Genomic DNA, 19246 nt, shown 5'->3' with positions numbered 1-19246 from the left:
CACTCGTTGCATTATGAATCCCTTTTATTCTTTGCTATGGGTCTAATATATCGGTTTTAAAAAAACATGCAGAAATATTTTATTGTCAGTGATAAACCAGAGTTTCAGGGTTATGACTGATCAATTGTTCAACCCCTTTCAAACTTGGAAACTCACTCTCCAATTCATATAGAGTCGAAAAGCTTTTCTCAAAATAAGCGCCTGTCCTGATGTTTATGACTGACTTTTTTACTCCTGAGCTGACAACCCACTTTTTGTCGCGAATTTTCTTGAGGGTTAGTCGCTTTTCATTTACTGGGATGAGAAACGTTTCGTTATATTGTTCTATTTGCACTTTTACATTTTCGATGATAAAGGATAAGGGAATATATCAAATTTAGAGATTCATAACTCGTGCTAGACAATTCAAGCACTAGAACTGTTTACTGAAAAAACAGTTACATCATTTTCCCAAGAAAAATGTTGCGTAACATTATGATTGTAAATGGTTTTGTTGTACTATTTCACGGTGAAATCACCATGATTTCATCCATCTCATGTAGAAATAAGGAAGTTTTAGGCGATATGAACGTCGACAAAAAGGGTTTGAGTTTCGACAAGCTTTTTAGCCATGCAATTAGCGAAGTAGAACTTAAGCAAAAAAGTGTTTTTTTATGTGAAAGCAAAACTAGATTAGCTCACCGCATAGTAAATCATGTTACATCTAATGAAGAAGGTATTATATCTGAGTCCATGAAAGTAGATACTCAGATGCGTTTCACCTGTTTTGAAATAGCTCAAATTGCCTCAGTATCCATAGGCATAATTCTGGCTAAAAAAACGTGGGAATGCGTAAAAGAGAGCGTTGTTCTAAATGAGCATAAAGAAAGCGTTTACATTATAGATAAAATACTCAATCAAGAACATCAAATGAAGCACTCTGATGCACAAAAGTTGGCATCCAATATTACAGGCATTAACTTTGATCACATTGCTCACAATCCATTTTACTTGATGGCTCAATTTAAAGTTTTGGATTTGATGAAAAGTATCTTTGCAAAAGAGTATGAGGATGATATTTGGAAGAGAATCCCTGGCTTGCTAGTGAGTTCAAAAATGAAGAGACTTCAGAAAGAAACTGCTCTGAAATATTATCTCAATTCAATAAATAATGAATATGAGGTTGGTATAGGGGCGTTATAGTCCCTATACAACACTATATTCCTAGACATCTCGGCTTACCAAAAAAGTATCCTTGAAAATAACTAAAGCATGGTTTTTGTATAAAGCTTACTTTGCTGTATGACTCTACCTTTTCGGCTATAAATTGAATTTTAGGGAATCTGTTTATAAGCAAATCCCCCACCCTTTCAAGCTCATTTTTTTCGTTTTCTAACAAATCTAGTTTTACATAGCTGATATAAGGAAGGAATGGTTCCCACTCTGTTGAGTAGATGAAATCATCAAGTGCAATTTGGAAGCCTCTCTGATGAAGCTCTATACATTTGAACAAAACATCTCTTGTTGGGGGAACTGACTCTAGAATTTCAATAACGAATAAATCAGGACAAAGATTTGAAGCATAATTTAGCAACAAGCTCGTTTTATCAAAATTAATAAAGAGCTTTTGGCAATTGAAATTCTCCAGGACATGTGGATTGGATAAAAGTTTATTAATCAGTTTTTGTGTTGCCCTCCCCTCCTCTTCAATTGGAGGGAAAGAGTTGTTAACTGAATCTCTATATAAAAGTTCGTACCCAAACACTTTAAATGCTGAATTATAGATTGGTTGAACAAACACTCTGGTCGTTGATGCATCTATAATAGCGAGAGCATCTTCTGGCTCTTCGAGAGCTACTGCGTTTATCATCTATTTTGAGCCTTCTTCAGAAGTGGATGGCTCTAAAACTGCGGATAGAGATTCAAACTCTGAAATGATCAACGCTGCAAGCTCCTCAAGAGTTTCTGCGCGAATAACTTTAGATTTTGATACAAATAAGTCGTCGTGCTGATAGTCTAATTTGACTTCACCAGAATCAGAAGAATACTTTTCGCTAAAGCGTTGAAGGTTGTTTTTTAATGAGCCCTTTTTCAAAAGAAAGGTGAATACTTCTTCAGAGACCACTTTGCTTTCTACTGTTTCCTTGAATAACTGGTCATCTTTAGAGAGTAAATGTAACTCTTCTTCTGTTATGGCTATGCCACCATCTCCTAAGACTCTTTCGACTATGATTAAATCATTATTGCTTTTTAATACTTCAACATCGTTCTTTGAGAGCATTAACACGCCATCGCTGTTTCTTAAAAACCTTACTCCATCAATAGTGACATAATCTTCAGTAACCTTGTTACTAGAACATCCAGCAAGAAAACATGCAGATAGTAAAAAATTGATCGCTAGCTTTTTCAAAATAAGTCTTCCATTGTTGTAAGCAAAAGAAGACTTATATAGTTATTACTTAGAACAGTCATCGAAAAACTGACTATTTTGGAAATGACTTGAGCAACAGTAAGTGAAGGGAGTTTAATCGCTTGTTGGGTGTGTCTGTATTGGTTTCCCTTCCGCGTTTAGATGGTTACAAAGAGTAAAATTGGCAGATGCTAAGAAGCTTCCCATTTCTTTTCTATAAGAAATATTAAGGTTTTTAATTGCGCGGGTGATACCAACATAAAAAAGCCTTCTTTCATCCTCTATATGCATAGCTAAATCATTCTTGCTATTGATCACCGATGTTTTTAATGGTGAAGGTATCGAGCCTTCACTCGCATCTACGATCCAAACAGTATCAAACTCAAGCCCTTTGGAAGAATGAAGTGTGGCTAATGTCACTACATTTCTGTCAAGCTCATCAGATTGATTGGAATTGGACTCAAGAAGCTTATGAACACGTTCTATTTTTTCCTTAAGCGTATCCCCTTTCATTCTTTGGATGATTAAGTCAGAGGTAATGTGAATGGCTTTAATCGTCCCTTTATTTTTTATAGATTGAGTAATAACGGACACGAACTCTTTTAATATTTCAAATGGTTTCCCCTTACTGTTCTGCCAAAAGCTTATTTTTTGGTTTAATGAATTGGTAACTTGTGAAGTGGATGAGTCAACTAAGGACCAGTCTAGCTGTTCAATTCTAGTAATTTTGGTTTGTTTTATTTGAGATGCCAGTATATCAAGTGCTTCTTCTGATTCACCAAAAGCAGCGAGGGAATCAGGTAGCTCATACAAATTTTTATCAAGTATATAGATTGAAAGTAGTTTGATATAAGCAACAACAAAAGGATTGTTAAAGAGTTGATGTTTGCCGCCAAGCCTTTGATATGGTACATCCATATTTAAAAGCTCTTCTTCAATATCGGATAATAGCCGATTGTTCCTAGTCAAGATTGCTGTATTTTTGGGTTTGGAATGAAAGTGCTTTAATAGATCTTCAATGATGTCATGATGCCTATAAATTGTTATTGTGCCATCTTTGAGTGAGTGTTCAGAATTAAACTCCTTTGCTACACGGTGCTCATTGTACTCGATGACTGACTTGGCAAATTGTAATATGTTAGGAGCACATCTAAAGCAAGTATCCAGAGTGTATTTTGACGCGCCTAGCTCTTTCTCAAGCCTAACGAAGTTTGTGTACCCCTGCCCCCCTGAAAATCTATATATTGATTGGTCATCATCACCAATTCCAATGATGGTTGAATTACCGATTACAGCATGTTGTTTTAGCCATTCAAACTGAATAGATCCCGTATCTTGAAATTCATCAACAATAATATGAGAAAAAGGAAATGGGCTAACATGGCCAGAAGATATGTCTTCTACCATTTTTCTTCCAAGCAGCTTTAAATCAAATGTCGGGGTGGTCTTCGACTCTAAGATTTGAAGAAAAAGCGTGAATACCTTTTCATGGATTTCAGATTCGAAGATAGGATTCGGTATCGATATATAAAAATCGATGATGTCAGAAATGTCGTTAAGCTCTAGTGTCCCGATTTCATTAGCTATTCGAATTAACACTAGTTGGTATTTTGCGCCAATGAGCAGTTTAAAAGAGCCCCTTTTGCTTTTATAGACCTGTCGCGCCATGTTAACTATGCAAGAGTCAATAGTGGCTATTTTTAACCTTGGTAAACTCTGAGCATCAATGTGTTTGGAGAGCCGTTCTTTCATCTCCGCTGCAGCAGATCTTGTAAAAGTAACAAGTAGAATAGAATTGCTTTTGGAGGATAGGAGGTTGTGTACCAGTGAAACAATCGTGTGCGTCTTACCTGAACCAGGTAGGGCACACACATAACTAGGAGTTTTGGTAATTAAAGAAACTTCGAGTTGTTTTGAAGTAAGCTTGCTCATTTATCATTGGAATCTGCAAAAAGATAAAACTAACAAAGCTTAGACACAGCAACATTAAAAAAGTGACTATTTACAATTTTTATTAATATCCATATAGGCCTTAATCGTTTATTAAGGCATGTAGAAATCAAGTTCTTCATTAATTGGAACCCAGCCTAAATCAGCAGCAGGCTTTGTTGGGGTTTTGGTGAAAACGAAGTCCTCTAAATCTTTTTGAATATTAATAGGGGAATTTAGACTATTTACAAATATCATTGGAGTTGCGTTGTGATAAAAAGTCCACCTATTAGAACCTGCAGCCTTGTACCTTAAGACGGGTGTAACAGGAGAATAAGGAATCCTCTTGATGTGTGATACATTCTTGCGCTCAAGCTCTTCCAGTTTTTCTATTGTTTTGGCAACCTTTGTGTCCCACGTTTTAATATCTGCATGCATTGGGGGCATTAAAATAGAAGAACGCGCCTTCGTTATTGCTTTTTCAACAGAATATTTCTCATACCGTCTTCTACTGTTCCAGCCTAACGCTATGTCTGTTATCTCTCCAGCTGTTACATTTAGCTTTCGAGTTAACTGGTTGGTGTTAATCATAGCATCACACTCATAGAGGGCTGGGTTTGAAATGATCTGACTTCCATTTTTAGTCATAACCCTTGTAGGTTTGGAGTGCATCATGAAAAATTCTTCTATCTTCAATTTGCTAAGGTTTACGTTATCTATTAACGAACCTATTTCATAGTTTTCAAATCTATCTGGGGCTATCGCGATATAGCCTGGATAGATAAGCGTTTCTCTTACGTTGGATGGGTTATTAGAATGAATGATAAAAAGTGAGTTTACTATTTGCTCAACAGTTCGCTTCAAGCTGACATATCTATCTCTTTCTTGTTTATCTACACCATAAACTTTACATTCGCTAATTACCCCAGGCTTCATAAGCATCTCTTTTAAATCTAAAGAAGATTGAGCTAGCGTTTTTAATCGAGAAGATAACTCTTCCTTTAATGAAGTATCTACCATGATCACCTCTGAAATCGATTTATGCCACAACGTAGCATAATTAGAGGACCCATTCAGAAAGTTTCTGAACAAAAGGCAACTATTCGCTGCAATACAGCAGCGTAATTTTTCTGAAACCAAGTCAGGAATATGGATAGTAGAGGCATTCAAAAACAAAAATCTAAGGCCTGCAAATGTTTCAAATTCAGAATGAAGAAGTAAATATTGATAGATACATACTAAATGGAGGAGTGGTAATAACACCAAACAACAGGACCGCGCAGGCCCTTAGAGCGCAAATTCGGAAGTACAAAAAGTATCAGCATAATTTAAAGCAGAATATCATTCCTTTATCTGAATGGATTATTAATTCATACAAAGAGCTACAACTAAGAAATATTTCACCTTTCAACAAAAATGCAATTATTGATGACACTTGCCATTTGTCATACTGGGTACGGGCAATCTATACGGATAAGAGCTTGGAGCAATTTGCTAACCCAGCAGAATTGCTGGGTGAAGCTATTGATGCGGATAAAATCATGGAAAAATGGATGTTAAATGATTTGGAAGCCGACAGTTTTGTCTCAAATCGATTTTTGCACTGGAAGAAGAAAGTTGCTTTAGATATGAATAGAGTGGGTTGCGTGTCTCTTTACTCTGCACTCAAACAACTTATAGCAGCAATCAATAATGGTTTGATGCAACTTGAAATTGATATCGCAGTATATGCTTTCGATGAAGTACCGCCTCTCTATGAGGCCTTGTTCAAAGCTATTAGTAAGTTCTCAAATTTAAAAACTTTCGAGCCGATTGAAAGACAAGCTGATTGGAAAAAAATAGGTGCAAATACTGAAGACGAACAAATCACGTTAGCGGCTAAGTGGGCTGGCCAGATTCTTAAAGCAAATGACAGAGCTTCAATTGCAATAGTTTGTCCAAATTTAAGAGAGAAAAGAAACAAAATAGTGAAGCTATTGAACAAGGTATTCGAGCCACAGTCAGTGCTATTAACTGAACCAGCGTATGCCGCGCCTTACAATATATCGCTTGGTCAACAAATAGATTCAATCCCTTTAATTTCGAGAGCGTTATTTTATTTAACGGCAGGTGATAAATCCTTTACTCCAACTCAAGTGCAACACTTTCTAAACGATCCCTACATTGCGTCTTGTAAATCAATATTAAGTGATAGAAGGCGTTTTGCGTTCAAGATTAGAGATTCAAGAGCGTACAAAAAAACATTATTGGATATTGCAATGAATGCATATTGTCCTTCTGAGTTAAAACAGAAAATATCGTCATTTGTCAAAGAAATGAGCGCTGAAGGTCTATTCCTAGTGCCGTCATCCTGGGCAGAGTTGTTCAATCGGGCATTAGGAATGATTGGCTGGGGCGATGGAATTAAAGTAGACCTTGAAACTAAGCAAGCACTTAAAGAGTGGCATAATGTTTTGAATGAACTGTCAAGAATGGATCTTCACTGCAATGAAATCAGTAAAGAGGTCGCTCTTCAAATTTTAGTAAACCTTTGTTCGTACACATACAACAGCTGTAACTCAAGTGAATCTCCAATTAGTATCTTAGGAACATTAGAGGCTGCTGGTCTAAATTATGACTATATATGGGTGTTAGATTGCAATGACAAGGTATTCCCCCCAGCAGCTAAACTAAATCAGTGTTTACCGCAACAAACACAAATTGAAAATAAAACACCGCATTCATCAGGGGAGCGGGAGTTTGAGTTTAATCAGCGTTTATTTAATCGATATGCTTCTTCTTGCTCGGTATTAATCTCAAGTTATCTAGAAAAGAATGAATACGGAGAAATGAAACCAGCTCCAATCATTGAAAATGTACTATGTATTTCAGAAACAGATAAGGGCTTCGAACATACAAGCTTTGATTATAGGTTGATCAATCAAAATAAAAATAAGCCAAGTAAATCAAATGACTTTATCTCTGAACTTGTACCAACTAATAGCAGACTCAATGGAGGAGTCTCTATTATTGACAACATGGCTATTTGCCCCATGAAGGCTGTGTACGAAAACAGGTTTAAAGTAAAGCAAAAGGCACAAGCTGCATTTGGTGCTTTATCCCATATAGAGAGAAATAACTTAAAGAAAAGCGTCTTAGAAGCCGTTTGGAAACATATATCAACTTATCGAACAGAACATGATTTAGAGTCTGATTATGTTGCTTTATGTAGCTTGAGTGAGCAAGCAATAGGTAAGCTTGTGGAAGAATCTGTTCTCGATGCGTGGATTTGGATTGATAGAGAAGATATTCCTTATTCAGGTAAAGAATCAGAGAGAGAGCTTGTATCAAAAGCGGTGTTTGAATTACTAAAGCTAGAAAAAGAAAGAAGTCCATTTAATGTAGTTGCACTTGAACATAGTCGAACAGTTCAGATTGATGGCTTAGATATCAATGTAAAAATAGATCGAATTGATGAGGTTATTTCTGAAAATAACAGGAAAGAGCTTGTAATAGATTATAAAAATAGTGAGTATCCGATTTCAAAAATCTTTTCACAGCACATAAAGAGTAAGCTTGCACTCGGCTTATCAATCGAAGGGATTGAAGGTGCGGCTTATATCTGCACAGATAAAAGCAAACCAAAAATTGAAGGTATTGGAAGAGGGGTTGAAGGTGTTATTGACTCTGAGAGTCATAAACTTAGAAACGCCCCTAAAGGCCTAGAACAAATCAAACAGTCAATACGCGGCAACGCAACAGAATTAATTGCAAGGTATACCGCAGGAGAGCTGCTCTATACACCTTCAGTTGATGGATGTAAGTACTGCTCGGTTAGAAATACGTGTCAATTTGCTGCTACATAACAAAAAGTTGAATTGAAATATGCCAACACTGACAAGAAAAAGAATAATCATCAGCCTAGGGGTAGGCCTAGTAGTAGGGGCGCTAATCTTTGTCGCCTACGAGTACCAAAAACCAAGAATAATAGACTATGACAAAACATCTCCAATGATGATTTTTAAAAACAAAGATAAACTGTGGCAAGTCACTACATATGATGGCGATCCTGTGACTACGCTTATGACTCGAATTCACCCCGTATTTAGTCAAGAATACAGAAATGTTTATTTGAATTATCGGTCACAATTTGTTTTTTCTGATGGAACAGCCATAACGGTTGAAGAGCAACCGATTTATTGGAATAGGGCAGGGGATATAGTGACCATTGATTACACCAAGATCAATGAATCATACATTTTCTGGGTTGGGGATAAAGAAATGCAGAGTGATACCGCGATAACCCTTGCAGGACTGAAGAAGCAAGTACTATCAGAAATTCTCAAATCTAAAGAGTTAGATCGAAAAAGAATGCTTCAAAAAGCAAACAGTAGGAGTGAATGGCTTGATTAACAAAATAAAGAGATTCCTGTTCAGCAACATAAATAAAGAGGAAAACTCTATTTACGAGCAATATCCATATTTAAGCACTTGCATAATTGATACATTCTTTTCGACCTTAGAGGAGGGTGCTTCGGTTTCTACTTTAGCTGGAAATGTAGTTGTTCTACCTGAAATGAAAGAGTCAGGAAAAGTAATTGAGACTTGTACGCCACTATTTATTTATAACGGCCTAGTAGCTGAGGACTTTCCATCCCATACAAAAATATGCTCTTTGGCAACTGAACTTGAACTGAGCTTGGCTGAGAATAAGCAAAATGAGTGGGTCGTATTCTTAATAAACTGGGCAAAAAGCGGTAAACCATTTAAGACAGAAGATGTAATTCTGGAAGCGCTGCAGCAAGGAACGCAAATGCAAGTTGCTAGAAATCAGTTTGAAGAAGTGGTTTCAAAGAAAATTGTCCACATACAAAGCATTTTAAAGAAGAACAAGAAAGGAGTGTTTTGCTGGATGAAGAATCGAAAGGATAATATGAGCAGCTCTTCAGTTAGATAGAGCTGCAATTAAAATGGAGTTAAACAATGCAAGAAATAATTTCGAGATTTATGGGTTTGCTACTTGACGAAAATCGAACAGACTTTCTCCAATCATCAGATTTTTGCTCTGTACGTAATGGCTTAATTTGACCAGATTCTCTGATATTGACGAGCTGCTTTTCTGGCGTCCAATCTTTTACTTTTTCGTGTATCGTAATTTCTGGGTGTCTAGGTTTACACCACCAAAAACCTCTTTTACACTGAAACATTGTTTTTATATGGGACGGTAATTCAAAAGCTTTTCCATCAACTGTGACGTAAACCTTTTCATTATTTTGTTCTGACATTATAACCCCGTAATCAATAAGCCACGCATAATAGCTGGCAAAAAGTTGCTGGGGAGCTTAAGAGTTCGTGCTTGGTACAAGACTCGTAACAACTCCATGGGCAGCATAGTCGAGTTTATGCGAGCCCTCCATGTATTTCTTTCGAACTAAACTACTCAAAACAGAACTCTACTGTGAAGCTTTTTCAAAAAATGGGCCCTACAGGGATCATTTTTTATTGTAAAGAGAGTTCAAGCGGTTGAACTGTATTGAATTAGTGTAATTATCCCACTGTAAAACGTGTAAATATACCCTGCTAAAAGGAGGGGCAGCGTTCAAACAATCGTCAATTAGAGCGAGATTGATGCTGCAGGCAATCAAACTTGACGTTATTGGGATTATTCTTCTGATAGAGATCTTATCGAACTGTTTGAGTTTACAAAGTAGCAAGTCTCTAGCCTATGGTAAAAAAAGAGTCGTAGACGGAAGGGGTCAGAAGATTCTAGGTTTATGTAACACTCTTCAAGAAGTTGCTTTACTTCATCCTCTGAAATTGAAAGTCTGCCAGCAATGTATTGCTCATTACAGCCAAAACAAAAATAAAAAAGTGCTTTCAGCTGCTGGTGAGATAGCTTTGGAAACACCAGTAGCATATTATTTGTTAATCCATTTAAAATCGAAACTGAATTTGTTAAGTCAATACTACTAGTTCTTAAGGTCAAACTTATAAATCTTAGAAGTTCAATTCTTGTATTATATAAGAGCCGAAGCTCTTTACTGTCAGGCATGGATAGCTTTTGTTTGCAAGCTGCGATATGTTCTTTGGCTGTGGCTTTAGAAATTCCCAAAATATTTGCGATATCGGTAGAATGAAACCCAATTGACCAATAACTTAAAACTTCAACTTGCCTGACTGTTAACTCCCTGAACACAAGTGCTTTGTACGATAGGTTTACATCATAATTTTCACAGTAATTTATACTGACGTTAAATCCACTTTCTAAGTTAACGCTATTAACCAAATTTATTAAATCTGATAATATCAATTGAGCCATACATTCCTCCTATATGGATGTTAGGCCTGTCGTGAGAGGTGTCGCATACCTCTCACGGCAGATATACACTTAAGTTATTGAAGATGCTGTTATTGTTCAAACTGCTTTGTTATTTGCGCTAGATTGTTCAGCTCTGTTGCAAATAAATTCGATGGCCGTGACTCGCCTAGATGCTTTAACTGGAAACCATTTCAGGTCTATATCTGTATTTTGATTTATTAATTCCACGGCTGGTAAAAGAATGTCGTCTTTAAATTTGTCCCACCTTTCATACTTACCACTCAAAGCGCTTTTGATTTTTAGCTCGTCAATATTAAAAACCAACTTCATAAAGCTGGTGGGTTGGATAGAAATTTGTTGTTCGAATTCGTGGGATATCCAGTAGTACAAGCAAAACGCTAATCTGGAATTTAGCTTGGAAAGATCAAAAAGCCTCAGACCGTTCATAGTGTTAGCAAAACCTTTTATAACCTTGATAATATCTTCGGATAAATAAGTGCTGAATTTGTCGTGTTCATCGATGCTCGAACAAATCTTTGAAACTATTGATAGTTCTTCAGATTTCCATTCAGGATCATTAAAAAATATTTTTATCGGTTTATGCTGAATATTGGTTACGAGTGTATGCAACGAAAACGGAACGTTAGGGTGCTCAGATGAAAACCCTGAGTTAGTACATCTAATTAATCTTGATGGACGCAAAGAGTTGCTGGTCTTTTTTAAAAGGTAGTTAAGAGCTACTAGCTCTTCATATGAATATGTGAAACAGCCTTCCAAAATGGCATGAACGTATAAGATATTACGCATTTAACTCCCCTTTAAAAATAAATTATAGGGGAGTTTATCAGAGTTTGTTTTTAAATCAATTTAGAGCGACTTTATGAGCAGAGTTCAGCTTGCAATCAATCTGTCTGCCTTTTCGGGAATTACATTTATTCAGCTTATGTTTTGGTTGTGATGTAGAAGGTTGTTACTTTGAATTGGAAATACTTTTAATAGCTTAGCGTCAATAATTTCTTTCAATTGACTGTAAAAGAAAAACATTGAAGCAGATGCGCCTAATACCGACACAGGTAGCATGACGAATCCAAAGATAGCTGTGTATAAGATAGAAAGAAATGCAGCGATTGAAAATAATACAAATAGAGTGCAAGTGATGGAAAAGGAAGAGGCGAGGTGGACTCTTCCTTTGTATGATATTTCGAAGGGAGTTTTGTCTAACATTTATTTACTTCCTAAATCTGATAGAAAAATGAGTGACTTAGGGTTGTAATGCTATCGGGGCGTAAATTCCATCTAAAACTGATTATTTTTAAAATAATAGGAACAATCAACTGTAAAAGGTTCACTACTCTCGTAAGAATTGCGCAATCTATATTGCAAACAATTACAAGAAAAATGCGTAGATCATGATCGCTGCAGCTAAAAAATATTTGACTGACTGTGGATAATTACCAAGTAAAAAATCAGATAAACCACCGCATAGAGCTGAAGCTGAAAAAATGAATAGTATCCTTTCTGTGAGTCCACTATGGTTAAAGAAGGCCACTTGAATTAAATTACCAACTCCAATTACCAACGAAATAGCCATCAAAACCTGAAAAATGAACGAGTATAGATACCTAGCCTCCCCATAAAGCTTGTAATATCCTAGCTTCGTGAACCATAGATGTTTCTTGATACCAGATTCTATGAATAATTGTTCTACATAATCTCTTTTGTTACTCATTGTCTGAAAGTCCTGATATTCGGTATTCCTTTCCCAACTTATAAAGATACTTATTAAATGTATCTCGATTATCGGTATTGAATACCATTGAAGTGTTGACGTTTTGGGATATTTCCGCTGCTATTTGTGCTGATGCAAGAATGTTTGCCTCGTAGATAAATCTACTTGCGTACTTGTTATCGTAATAGCAGGTAGAGTTGACTTTACTTGTGTAGTTGCATGCTTTTTGTTCCCACACTTTATCTTTGGGTACATGAACCACTAACAGTTGCTTAGCTCGAGTTATGCCTACATAAAACAGCCTTCTCTCTACTTCAAGTAGATCTGAAGAGTTTCGAGAGTCAATATGTGGTAATACAGATTCTTGGCAATATGCAACAACTACAAATTTCCAACCTAGCCCCTTGCTTTTATGAAGGGTAGTCAATTCGATCCTATCTGGATGGTCATTATTATTAACTGTATTAAATATGGCTGAAGCATGACTTGAGCATACGGCTAACTCTTCACTAGATAGCATTATGTCAATCATGGCATTGAATTTAGCCAAGGCGTATATGGGGCGCTTCCAGTTCTTTCTTTTGATTTCTACATCTACCCTAGATTCATTGACCAGTCGCTCCAATAGGTATCTTGCCTCGGTGTTTCTTGACTTAACTGTTTTGCTGAGCGCAGTAAGACGTTTATTTAATACAGTCTTAAGATCAGGCTTTATTTTAAGCTTTTTGGCTGAGGCTATCGCTAAATCAAATTTCAATTCCGAAACTAACACTGCAATATTGGAAACCACTGACTCTTTAAGGCCCCAAACAAAAGACGTTAGAAAAACATTGATAGAAACCGTTACATTTTTATTATGTAATTCTGGCTCATCTTGAAGAGAATAGTTTAGTAACGTTATACATGCTCTTATGAATCTAGCCTCGTCACAGTGCAGAACACTACTGTTCAGCTTAGAAATAAAGTAGGGGTGATTATTCCGTAGTAGCGCAATTTCAATTTCATCCGTTCTAGCGTAATTTCTAAATAATAGGGCAATATCACGGTAATTGCCTTTTTCAATCCAATTGGCAATCTCTCTCATCAAATCTGATTGCTCAAAATCAAAGTCTTCTGTGGGGTAATGAGCGATAGATACTTGGGTTTGATTAGTTGAACTATGTGATATGCAAAGCTTATCTATGCGATTTTTATTTTGAGATATTACGTTATTGGCCATTAATGAAACGAATGGACCATATCTAAAGGTATAGGTGAGTGAGTACAGAGTGACATTCGGAAAGTCTTGATCAATTTGAGAGATAATGAAATCGGGCTTTGAACCGATAAATTGATAAATTGATTGATCATCATCACCAACAACATTAATGAACGCCTTAGAGCCTGCTATAAGCCTTAATAGTCTGTATGTTAATGGGTTAGCATCTTGGAACTCATCAACTAGAACTATACTGTGCTTATTACTGACTGCATGAAATGCATCTTTATCAGCATTAGTGATACATATTAGGTCGTATATCAAATCAATGAAAAATTGAATATTCTGTTGCGTTCTTAACTCTTCAGAAGAATAAAATAAATCAATGTAGAAGCGTTTTTGATATGGGTAATTAAAGTTATTGAACACCACATCAGGTGGTAGAAGTGTTGTTTTGACTAAATCAACGAACGATATAAAGTCTATCAAAGCATCATTTGAACGGAAGTTTAATATTGACTGAAGATGCTCAGGAACCGCTTCTTGATAAATAGTTCTGTAAAAGGCCTTTAGATCTTTGTCATTACTCACTAATGTCTTTTCTTCCATAAAGCCTTGTTTTGCCAGTTGGAAGCAAAGTTTCTTTGCGTAACTATGAAAGGTTCTAACCTCAGGAAGGTGGAAAAAATTCAGCTCATTCATATCACCTTTAAAATTCTTAACCGCAGAATCGTTAAACATGATCACTACGATTTGATCAGCACTCACTCTAGAGTTTAATAGCTTTTCGATTCGCTGTACCAAGACAGTGCTTTTACCGCTACCAGGAACTGCAACAACTTTTAAGTTTTGATCCTTTGGAGCGTTTACAATCATAGCTTGCTCTGCAGTAAGCTTTTTACCCATAAAGTGAATATATTCAAAAAAAAAATTAGGTTACAGAAAGTACGCTTGGTAAATTCCCCAATCAATAGAAAACTGATTATTTCAGCATTTGAAGTGACGAAGCATAATTTCTGGAGCAAGTATGGATTTTGAAATATTTCATTTGAAGGAGGGCGACACATCAATAAGCTCTCTAATAGACAAACAAAGAAGAGCATATCGAAAACCAGACGAATCAATATTGTTACATTACTGTCTGAATCAAGCTCATGTCGAAGAGTGCCGCTCTAAACAAAGCAAATCAATTGAGGAGCACTACTTAGAAAAGCGAAATGTAACCCAACAAATAATCGATGCAGGTGGCTATGTTAAAGTTGCGGATGTAACTGCTGACAACATGATAGAAGCGTACATAAAAACCAATAATATCAACCAACGCTGGTTCATTGTTCCAGAAAAGGGCGTTAAGCCTTTAGGAAAAACAATCCGTTCAACACAATCATATGATTTGATGAGATGGCAACAAAAAGACTATTTAGTTTTACCTCTTGGATATTTGGATATTGATACTGGTGAGTTTTTCGAGATAAAAAGATAATAAAAACAGTGGTGTAATAAATCTGAACACTAGTTCATGTCCTGATATGTTTTCCTCAGTCAAAGATGGTTATCCTGAGGAAGGCAATGTTAGTCGATGCAACAGAAAGAATGAAGGCGCTGGATATCAGCCATAAGCTAATTAAAGCTCCTGCAGGTTCTGGTAAAACTGGACTGCTAACAAATTATTTTTTGAAGTTATTAAGCGTGGTTGAGCACCCTAGACAAATTCAAGCGATGACTTTTACTAACGCTGCCGCTCAAGAAATGAAGCATAGAATCATTGGCTCTATAACGAAAGTGAAAAACCAAGAACATCCTTGCAGCGCTCATGAAATCGAAAATTACGAACTTGCTTCTGCAGCACTAAAAAACAGTGAATTAAGAGGTTGGAACATCGAGTCTAACCCGTCGTTATTGCAAATCAGCACGATCGATTCATTTTGTCGTCAGCTTTTAGCGGATAACGCTAGACCAAATAGTGATTACATTATCTCGAGAGAGGTGAGCAATGATCCCTATCAACTCTATGAGTCAGCAGCAAAAGAAACGCTTAGTTACATTGAACATGATGAATTTGGCCAACAAATAAAGCAGCTCTTATTTCATTTCAATAATGACAGCGCAAAAGTAGTAAAACTGATTAGCGAGATGCTTGAATTACGCGAGCGTTGGATTCCACTTTTATTTGAAAACCGCCACAAGAGCCGTGAAACCCTAGAAAAAGCAAGACAAGAGTTCATCAATACTGTTTTGGAAGAGGATTTTCATCAGGTGACAAGCTTTGAAACAGAGCTTATTGAAAGCCTTTCTCAGCTGAATATAGATTCCGAATGCGTAACTGACTTCTGTAAAAATGGGTTTCAACTGGAACTAACCGAAAGCCAAGAGCTAATTGACTCACTATCAAGCGTTTTTCTTACTAAAGCTGGGGCTGCAAAAAAAAGATTTTCAAAAAAAGACGGCATCAGAGAAGGGTTCTCTAAAGAAGCAAAAAGTGAGTTGAGTCAGAGCCTGACATCACTTGCCCAAGCATTAGAGGGACCGCTACAAAAGTTATCCCAAGCTCCTTGTTATAAGTATTCAGAAGCAGAGTGGAAATTATTAGCTAACTTGTTTGATGTTTTACCTTTGGCAATAGCAAATTTGAAATTAGAGTTTAAAGCATGCAAGGCCGTTGATTTCACTGAAATTGCAATGTCTGCACTTTACTCAGTGGATTCCGAAAATGGAGAGTCTACAGAATCTACGATATTCAAAGCAATGAGTCTAAAACACATTCTCATCGATGAATTTCAAGATGTGAATAATGTTCAGATGAATATTGTCAAACATCTCGTTGAGCACTGGGGAAAAGATAAAGATAAAAGCCTATTTTTAGTCGGAGATGCTATGCAGTCACTCTACGGCTTTCGAGGAAGTGATGTAACCCAGTTCATGCAAGCAGAACAAGGTGTTGGAGACTTAGAAATTGATTTGCTCGAGTTAAAAACTAACTTCCGTTCATCTCAAGGTATAGTGAATTGGGTTAATAATGTGTTTAATAAAACCTTCCCATCAAATGAAAACCTAACTTTAGGCGCTCCTTCGTACAGCAAGTCATCAGCCGCTACAAAAGCTGCAGCCAGCCTTGAAAAACCTGTCGAAATTCATGGTTTCATCGATGATAAGAATGGATTGGAAGAAGCTAGGTTTGTGGTTGAACAAGCACAAAAAATTCAGGGTATGGAAGATGGTTGCAGCATTGGTATTTTGGGGCAGACAAGAAACGCATTAAAACCCGTTTTAGAAGCTATTGAAGCTAATAAAATTGGCGGTACTAATGAAGTTAAATTGAAAAAAATAAAAAAGCTTCCATATGTAATTCCCTTAACATCACTAGCAAGAATTCTTATTGATGATTTTGATATGGCCGCATGGATTAGTGTGTTAAATGGTCCACTTGTTGGGCTCTCGCTCGATGACATTGAAAAAATATTTGGAAGCCCCAAAATACGCGATCCATACAATCACATAACCAACAATATTAATGGTTTTGATTTAGATGAAGATGAGCTTAGCAGGCTTGAAAGCTTCATGAGCTTTATGCTCATTGCGATGGAAAAGAGATATTCAGAAACATTAGACAAGATTCTAGAGGGGCTATGGATTGCATTAAGCGGAGACTCCCTAACAGAAACAGCAGCATGCCTAAGCAATATTGGCACAGTGATTGAGCTATTTAACGGTAAAACACTTTTTGACATCGATATTGACTGGTTAGACCGACAACTCGAAAACTTATATGCGATGCCAGCTATCGGCTCTAGCGATACCCAGCATACAAACATAAATGTAATGACCATTCATCAGGCGAAAGGGTTAGAGTTTGATTACGTCTTTATCGTAGGGTCAACGCGCAAGAGCATGATTTCAAAGTCTCCTCTAGCAGCCTGGGATAAACTGCCAAATAGCAATACATCTGTTTTAGGTTGCAGTGACGAACTTGGAGTAAAGCTCAAAGATAAGAGCTTTTATAAGTTTATCGGAAGACATAAGCGCAACAAGGAAGCGGAAGAATTAAAGAGAGTGGCTTATGTAGCCATTACAAGAGCCGTTAAAAAAGTATTTATCACTGGAAGTATGTCTGAAAGAGAAGGGCAGTTAAAGCCTCCAACAGCATCTACTTTGCTAGGTGTAATATTTAGTGGGGTTGAAACACCAATTACTACTCACTATTGCAATACTACTGTTGCCTCCACTTCTTTGATAACCCCTGAATTGATAGTCATCAACAGAGATTTAGATGAAAAATTTCCAGAGGTGCATACGCTTTCTAAATATAGAGGTGAGCAATCAATTACAAAAATTAGCAGCGCAACGAACTGGGTACTTAAGACAAATAAAATAGAGCATATGGTTCTGAATGACATAAAAACAGAAATGCTTCAATGGGAGGCTAGGACATACTCAGAAAAAGACATAAAACAGTATTCATTGGTCATTTTCAATTTACTCAAGCAGAACGGAATAGAAAAAAAATCATTGCTAAAGAGTACGTTAAAGGTAAGGGATTGCTTGATGAAAGAGCTGGTTATCAATGAAGATGGCCCTGTTATTGGCACTGCAAATCCCCTGAAAAATCCTCTCAAGGTGATAGGTTATTAGATGAATATGAACTTTTTATGGGGTCTTGCTTTATTGGCCCTTCTTTCACTGATTATGGCAAAAATGATTAGAACATCTGTATTAATCGCGATTCTTGTCGGATTGCCACTCGTTTTGATCTTTGTCGGTATTTTAATAATTACATTTAAAGGAGCGATGTAAGCAATGGCTTATTATCAAGGAAATCATCATTTCAGCATTATAGGTGCAGCTAAAGAACAGCAGGGTTTTGGGCTTTATTTTAAGAATTTCATGCAGGATGCATTTTATCCTCAGCCTATTGGGACGCTTTCAACCAGCAACTCCCCCTTTTACGCCTACGTTGAAGACTGCCCAAGTAAAACAATATCTATAGATGGGAAGTTGGTAGAGTTAAGCTGTGCTCAACAAGGCTTCATTGCCACATATCGATTTGCGGTTTTTAAGGACCATAAAGAAATGTTGGAATCACTAGAAAGTGGGGTTAATCAAGTTTTAACTAGTGAACAGCGTGATCTTCTACTGCCAAAGGTAAAAGACCTGCTTTTTGACCTTAGAGCATACTTAAGAGCCCAATATTAATGAAATTCAGTCACTAACCACTTTTTTACGAAATATTCAGATTATTAAAGCTGCTAATTAATTGTTGTGTTACGTTTCAGCAATTGAGAGTGGTCGTAGGTATTATCATGCAAAAAATAGAAAACCAGTTGTTCCTTAAACATATTCAAGACGTAATTGAAAATAATGAATTTTATGACTTGATTATCAATGTTCAATCTAAAAAATCAGAAGATATTGAAACGTTAAAAGGGCAGCTGTTGGTTACACCAGTAATCGGCTCAATTTTTGTTTCTACGGACGCACAAATGGTCAATCTTTTCCAGTTAGTTGATGAAGCCAGAAAAATTATTGATGAAAGCAAAAAAGCATTAGTGTTGAACGCTTCAAACCTGAATGGCTTTTCACTTTTGGAATGCTTCATAACTAATGGCGTTGCCAATAAAAACAAACCATCAAAAGAGATCGTCTCTGGTGCAGATATAAAACTCATTAATTCGGAGGGCTATTTTGGGGACGTTCTTTAAGACAAGT

Annotated in this window: 18 protein-coding genes; 9 read left to right on the top strand and 9 right to left on the bottom strand. The window is 36.6% G+C overall.

The features are described from left to right. Positions 1 to 85: 85 nt before the first annotated feature. Entirely contained in the window at positions 86 to 334 is a 249-nt protein-coding gene (locus tag AC1EU0_RS14750) for a hypothetical protein (protein WP_480303286.1), read from the bottom strand. A 140-nt stretch (positions 335 to 474) separates the two neighbouring features. Between AC1EU0_RS14750 and AC1EU0_RS14745 the strand changes: the two genes are divergently transcribed. Further along, the gene (locus tag AC1EU0_RS14745) at positions 475 to 1182 is read left to right on the top strand and encodes a hypothetical protein (RefSeq protein ID WP_480303284.1); all 708 of its coding nucleotides are present in this window, start codon (positions 475 to 477) and stop codon (positions 1180 to 1182) included. A 13-nt stretch (positions 1183 to 1195) separates the two neighbouring features. Here the strand turns inward: AC1EU0_RS14745 and AC1EU0_RS14740 are convergent, their stop codons facing one another. The 4 genes from AC1EU0_RS14740 to AC1EU0_RS14725 all read right to left on the bottom strand — a co-directional run bounded on the left by AC1EU0_RS14740 (position 1196) and on the right by AC1EU0_RS14725 (position 5338). Continuing rightward, positions 1196 to 1849 (bottom strand): EAL and HDOD domain-containing protein, encoded by a 654-nt coding sequence (locus AC1EU0_RS14740; protein WP_480303282.1) that lies wholly within the window; start codon positions 1847 to 1849, stop codon positions 1196 to 1198. Further along, the gene (locus tag AC1EU0_RS14735) at positions 1850 to 2389 is read right to left on the bottom strand and encodes a hypothetical protein (RefSeq protein ID WP_480303281.1); all 540 of its coding nucleotides are present in this window, start codon (positions 2387 to 2389) and stop codon (positions 1850 to 1852) included. It abuts the gene before it with no gap. A gap of 114 nt (positions 2390 to 2503) precedes the next feature. Then, positions 2504 to 4321, bottom strand: coding sequence for a UvrD-helicase domain-containing protein (locus AC1EU0_RS14730; protein WP_480303279.1), 1818 nt, complete (start codon positions 4319 to 4321; stop codon positions 2504 to 2506). A gap of 111 nt (positions 4322 to 4432) precedes the next feature. Then, the gene (locus AC1EU0_RS14725) at positions 4433 to 5338 is read right to left on the bottom strand and encodes a DNA replication terminus site-binding protein (protein WP_480303277.1); all 906 of its coding nucleotides are present in this window, start codon (positions 5336 to 5338) and stop codon (positions 4433 to 4435) included. 173 nt (positions 5339 to 5511) lie between these two features. Here AC1EU0_RS14725 and AC1EU0_RS14720 point away from each other — a divergent pair, with 173 nt between their 5' ends. Genes AC1EU0_RS14720 through AC1EU0_RS14710 form a run of 3 tightly spaced genes read left to right on the top strand, consistent with a single transcriptional unit; the run spans position 5512 to position 9254 of the window. After that, positions 5512 to 8163: a PD-(D/E)XK nuclease family protein gene (locus tag AC1EU0_RS14720; RefSeq protein WP_480303276.1), complete on the top strand. Its 2652-nt coding sequence runs from the start codon at positions 5512 to 5514 to the stop codon at positions 8161 to 8163. Positions 8164 to 8182: 19 nt separating this feature from the next. After that, positions 8183 to 8710, top strand: coding sequence for a hypothetical protein (locus AC1EU0_RS14715; RefSeq protein ID WP_480303275.1), 528 nt, complete (start codon positions 8183 to 8185; stop codon positions 8708 to 8710). Further along, positions 8703 to 9254, top strand: coding sequence for a hypothetical protein (locus tag AC1EU0_RS14710; protein WP_480303274.1), 552 nt, complete (start codon positions 8703 to 8705; stop codon positions 9252 to 9254). Before AC1EU0_RS14715 ends, AC1EU0_RS14710 begins: the two co-directional genes overlap by 8 nt. 19 nt (positions 9255 to 9273) lie before the next feature. Here AC1EU0_RS14710 and AC1EU0_RS14705 read toward each other — a convergent pair whose 3' ends face one another. The 4 genes from AC1EU0_RS14705 to AC1EU0_RS14690 form a co-directional block, all read right to left on the bottom strand. Beyond that, complete coding sequence (locus AC1EU0_RS14705) at positions 9274 to 9582, bottom strand: hypothetical protein (protein ID WP_480303272.1); 309 nt, start codon at positions 9580 to 9582, stop codon at positions 9274 to 9276. A gap of 377 nt (positions 9583 to 9959) precedes the next feature. Further along, positions 9960 to 10616, bottom strand: a complete 657-nt coding sequence (locus AC1EU0_RS14700; protein ID WP_480303270.1) for a LuxR C-terminal-related transcriptional regulator — start codon at positions 10614 to 10616, stop codon at positions 9960 to 9962. A gap of 96 nt (positions 10617 to 10712) precedes the next feature. Then, entirely contained in the window at positions 10713 to 11423 is a 711-nt protein-coding gene (locus AC1EU0_RS14695; RefSeq protein WP_480303269.1) for a replication initiation protein, read from the bottom strand. A 914-nt stretch (positions 11424 to 12337) separates the two neighbouring features. Then, the gene (locus tag AC1EU0_RS14690; RefSeq protein ID WP_480303267.1) at positions 12338 to 14449 is read right to left on the bottom strand and encodes an ATP-dependent helicase; all 2112 of its coding nucleotides are present in this window, start codon (positions 14447 to 14449) and stop codon (positions 12338 to 12340) included. Positions 14450 to 14570: 121 nt separating this feature from the next. Between AC1EU0_RS14690 and AC1EU0_RS14685 the strand changes: the two genes are divergently transcribed. From AC1EU0_RS14685 to AC1EU0_RS14665, 5 genes are all read left to right on the top strand, one after another. Next, the gene (locus AC1EU0_RS14685) at positions 14571 to 15026 is read left to right on the top strand and encodes a hypothetical protein (protein WP_480303266.1); all 456 of its coding nucleotides are present in this window, start codon (positions 14571 to 14573) and stop codon (positions 15024 to 15026) included. An 86-nt stretch (positions 15027 to 15112) separates the two neighbouring features. Continuing rightward, complete coding sequence (locus AC1EU0_RS14680) at positions 15113 to 18172, top strand: UvrD-helicase domain-containing protein (protein WP_480303264.1); 3060 nt, start codon at positions 15113 to 15115, stop codon at positions 18170 to 18172. Beyond that, positions 18173 to 18334 carry a hypothetical protein gene (locus tag AC1EU0_RS14675; RefSeq protein ID WP_480303262.1) on the top strand — a complete coding sequence of 54 codons (162 nt, stop codon included), beginning with the start codon at positions 18173 to 18175 and terminating at the stop codon, positions 18332 to 18334. Between the two features lie 3 nt (positions 18335 to 18337). Next, complete coding sequence (locus tag AC1EU0_RS14670) at positions 18338 to 18733, top strand: hypothetical protein (protein ID WP_480303261.1); 396 nt, start codon at positions 18338 to 18340, stop codon at positions 18731 to 18733. A 107-nt stretch (positions 18734 to 18840) separates the two neighbouring features. Next, positions 18841 to 19239 (top strand): hypothetical protein, encoded by a 399-nt coding sequence (locus AC1EU0_RS14665; RefSeq protein WP_480303259.1) that lies wholly within the window; start codon positions 18841 to 18843, stop codon positions 19237 to 19239. Positions 19240 to 19246: the final 7 nt, after the last annotated feature.

This window comes from Parashewanella sp. 2210YD4-3, assembly GCF_056591735.1.
Note: the sequence above shows the minus strand (reverse complement) of the source record. Positions and strands in the feature narration are given on the sequence as shown.

Excerpts from the sequence above, each read along its gene's own strand:
- AC1EU0_RS14745 (WP_480303284.1), top strand. The coding sequence starts at position 475 with ATGATTGTAAATGGTTTTGTTGTACTATTTCACGGTGAAATCACCATG.
- AC1EU0_RS14740 (WP_480303282.1), bottom strand. The coding sequence starts at position 1,849 with ATGATAAACGCAGTAGCTCTCGAAGAGCCAGAAGATGCTCTCGCTATT.
- AC1EU0_RS14730 (WP_480303279.1), bottom strand. The coding sequence starts at position 4,321 with ATGAGCAAGCTTACTTCAAAACAACTCGAAGTTTCTTTAATTACCAAA.
- AC1EU0_RS14725 (WP_480303277.1), bottom strand. The coding sequence starts at position 5,338 with ATGGTAGATACTTCATTAAAGGAAGAGTTATCTTCTCGATTAAAAACG.
- AC1EU0_RS14720 (WP_480303276.1), top strand. The coding sequence starts at position 5,512 with ATGTTTCAAATTCAGAATGAAGAAGTAAATATTGATAGATACATACTA.
- AC1EU0_RS14715 (WP_480303275.1), top strand. The coding sequence starts at position 8,183 with ATGCCAACACTGACAAGAAAAAGAATAATCATCAGCCTAGGGGTAGGC.
- AC1EU0_RS14705 (WP_480303272.1), bottom strand. The coding sequence starts at position 9,582 with ATGTCAGAACAAAATAATGAAAAGGTTTACGTCACAGTTGATGGAAAA.
- AC1EU0_RS14700 (WP_480303270.1), bottom strand. The coding sequence starts at position 10,616 with ATGGCTCAATTGATATTATCAGATTTAATAAATTTGGTTAATAGCGTT.
- AC1EU0_RS14695 (WP_480303269.1), bottom strand. The coding sequence starts at position 11,423 with ATGCGTAATATCTTATACGTTCATGCCATTTTGGAAGGCTGTTTCACA.
- AC1EU0_RS14690 (WP_480303267.1), bottom strand. The coding sequence starts at position 14,449 with ATGGGTAAAAAGCTTACTGCAGAGCAAGCTATGATTGTAAACGCTCCA.
- AC1EU0_RS14685 (WP_480303266.1), top strand. The coding sequence starts at position 14,571 with ATGGATTTTGAAATATTTCATTTGAAGGAGGGCGACACATCAATAAGC.
- AC1EU0_RS14680 (WP_480303264.1), top strand. The coding sequence starts at position 15,113 with ATGTTAGTCGATGCAACAGAAAGAATGAAGGCGCTGGATATCAGCCAT.
- AC1EU0_RS14675 (WP_480303262.1), top strand. The coding sequence starts at position 18,173 with ATGAATATGAACTTTTTATGGGGTCTTGCTTTATTGGCCCTTCTTTCA.
- AC1EU0_RS14670 (WP_480303261.1), top strand. The coding sequence starts at position 18,338 with ATGGCTTATTATCAAGGAAATCATCATTTCAGCATTATAGGTGCAGCT.
- AC1EU0_RS14665 (WP_480303259.1), top strand. The coding sequence starts at position 18,841 with ATGCAAAAAATAGAAAACCAGTTGTTCCTTAAACATATTCAAGACGTA.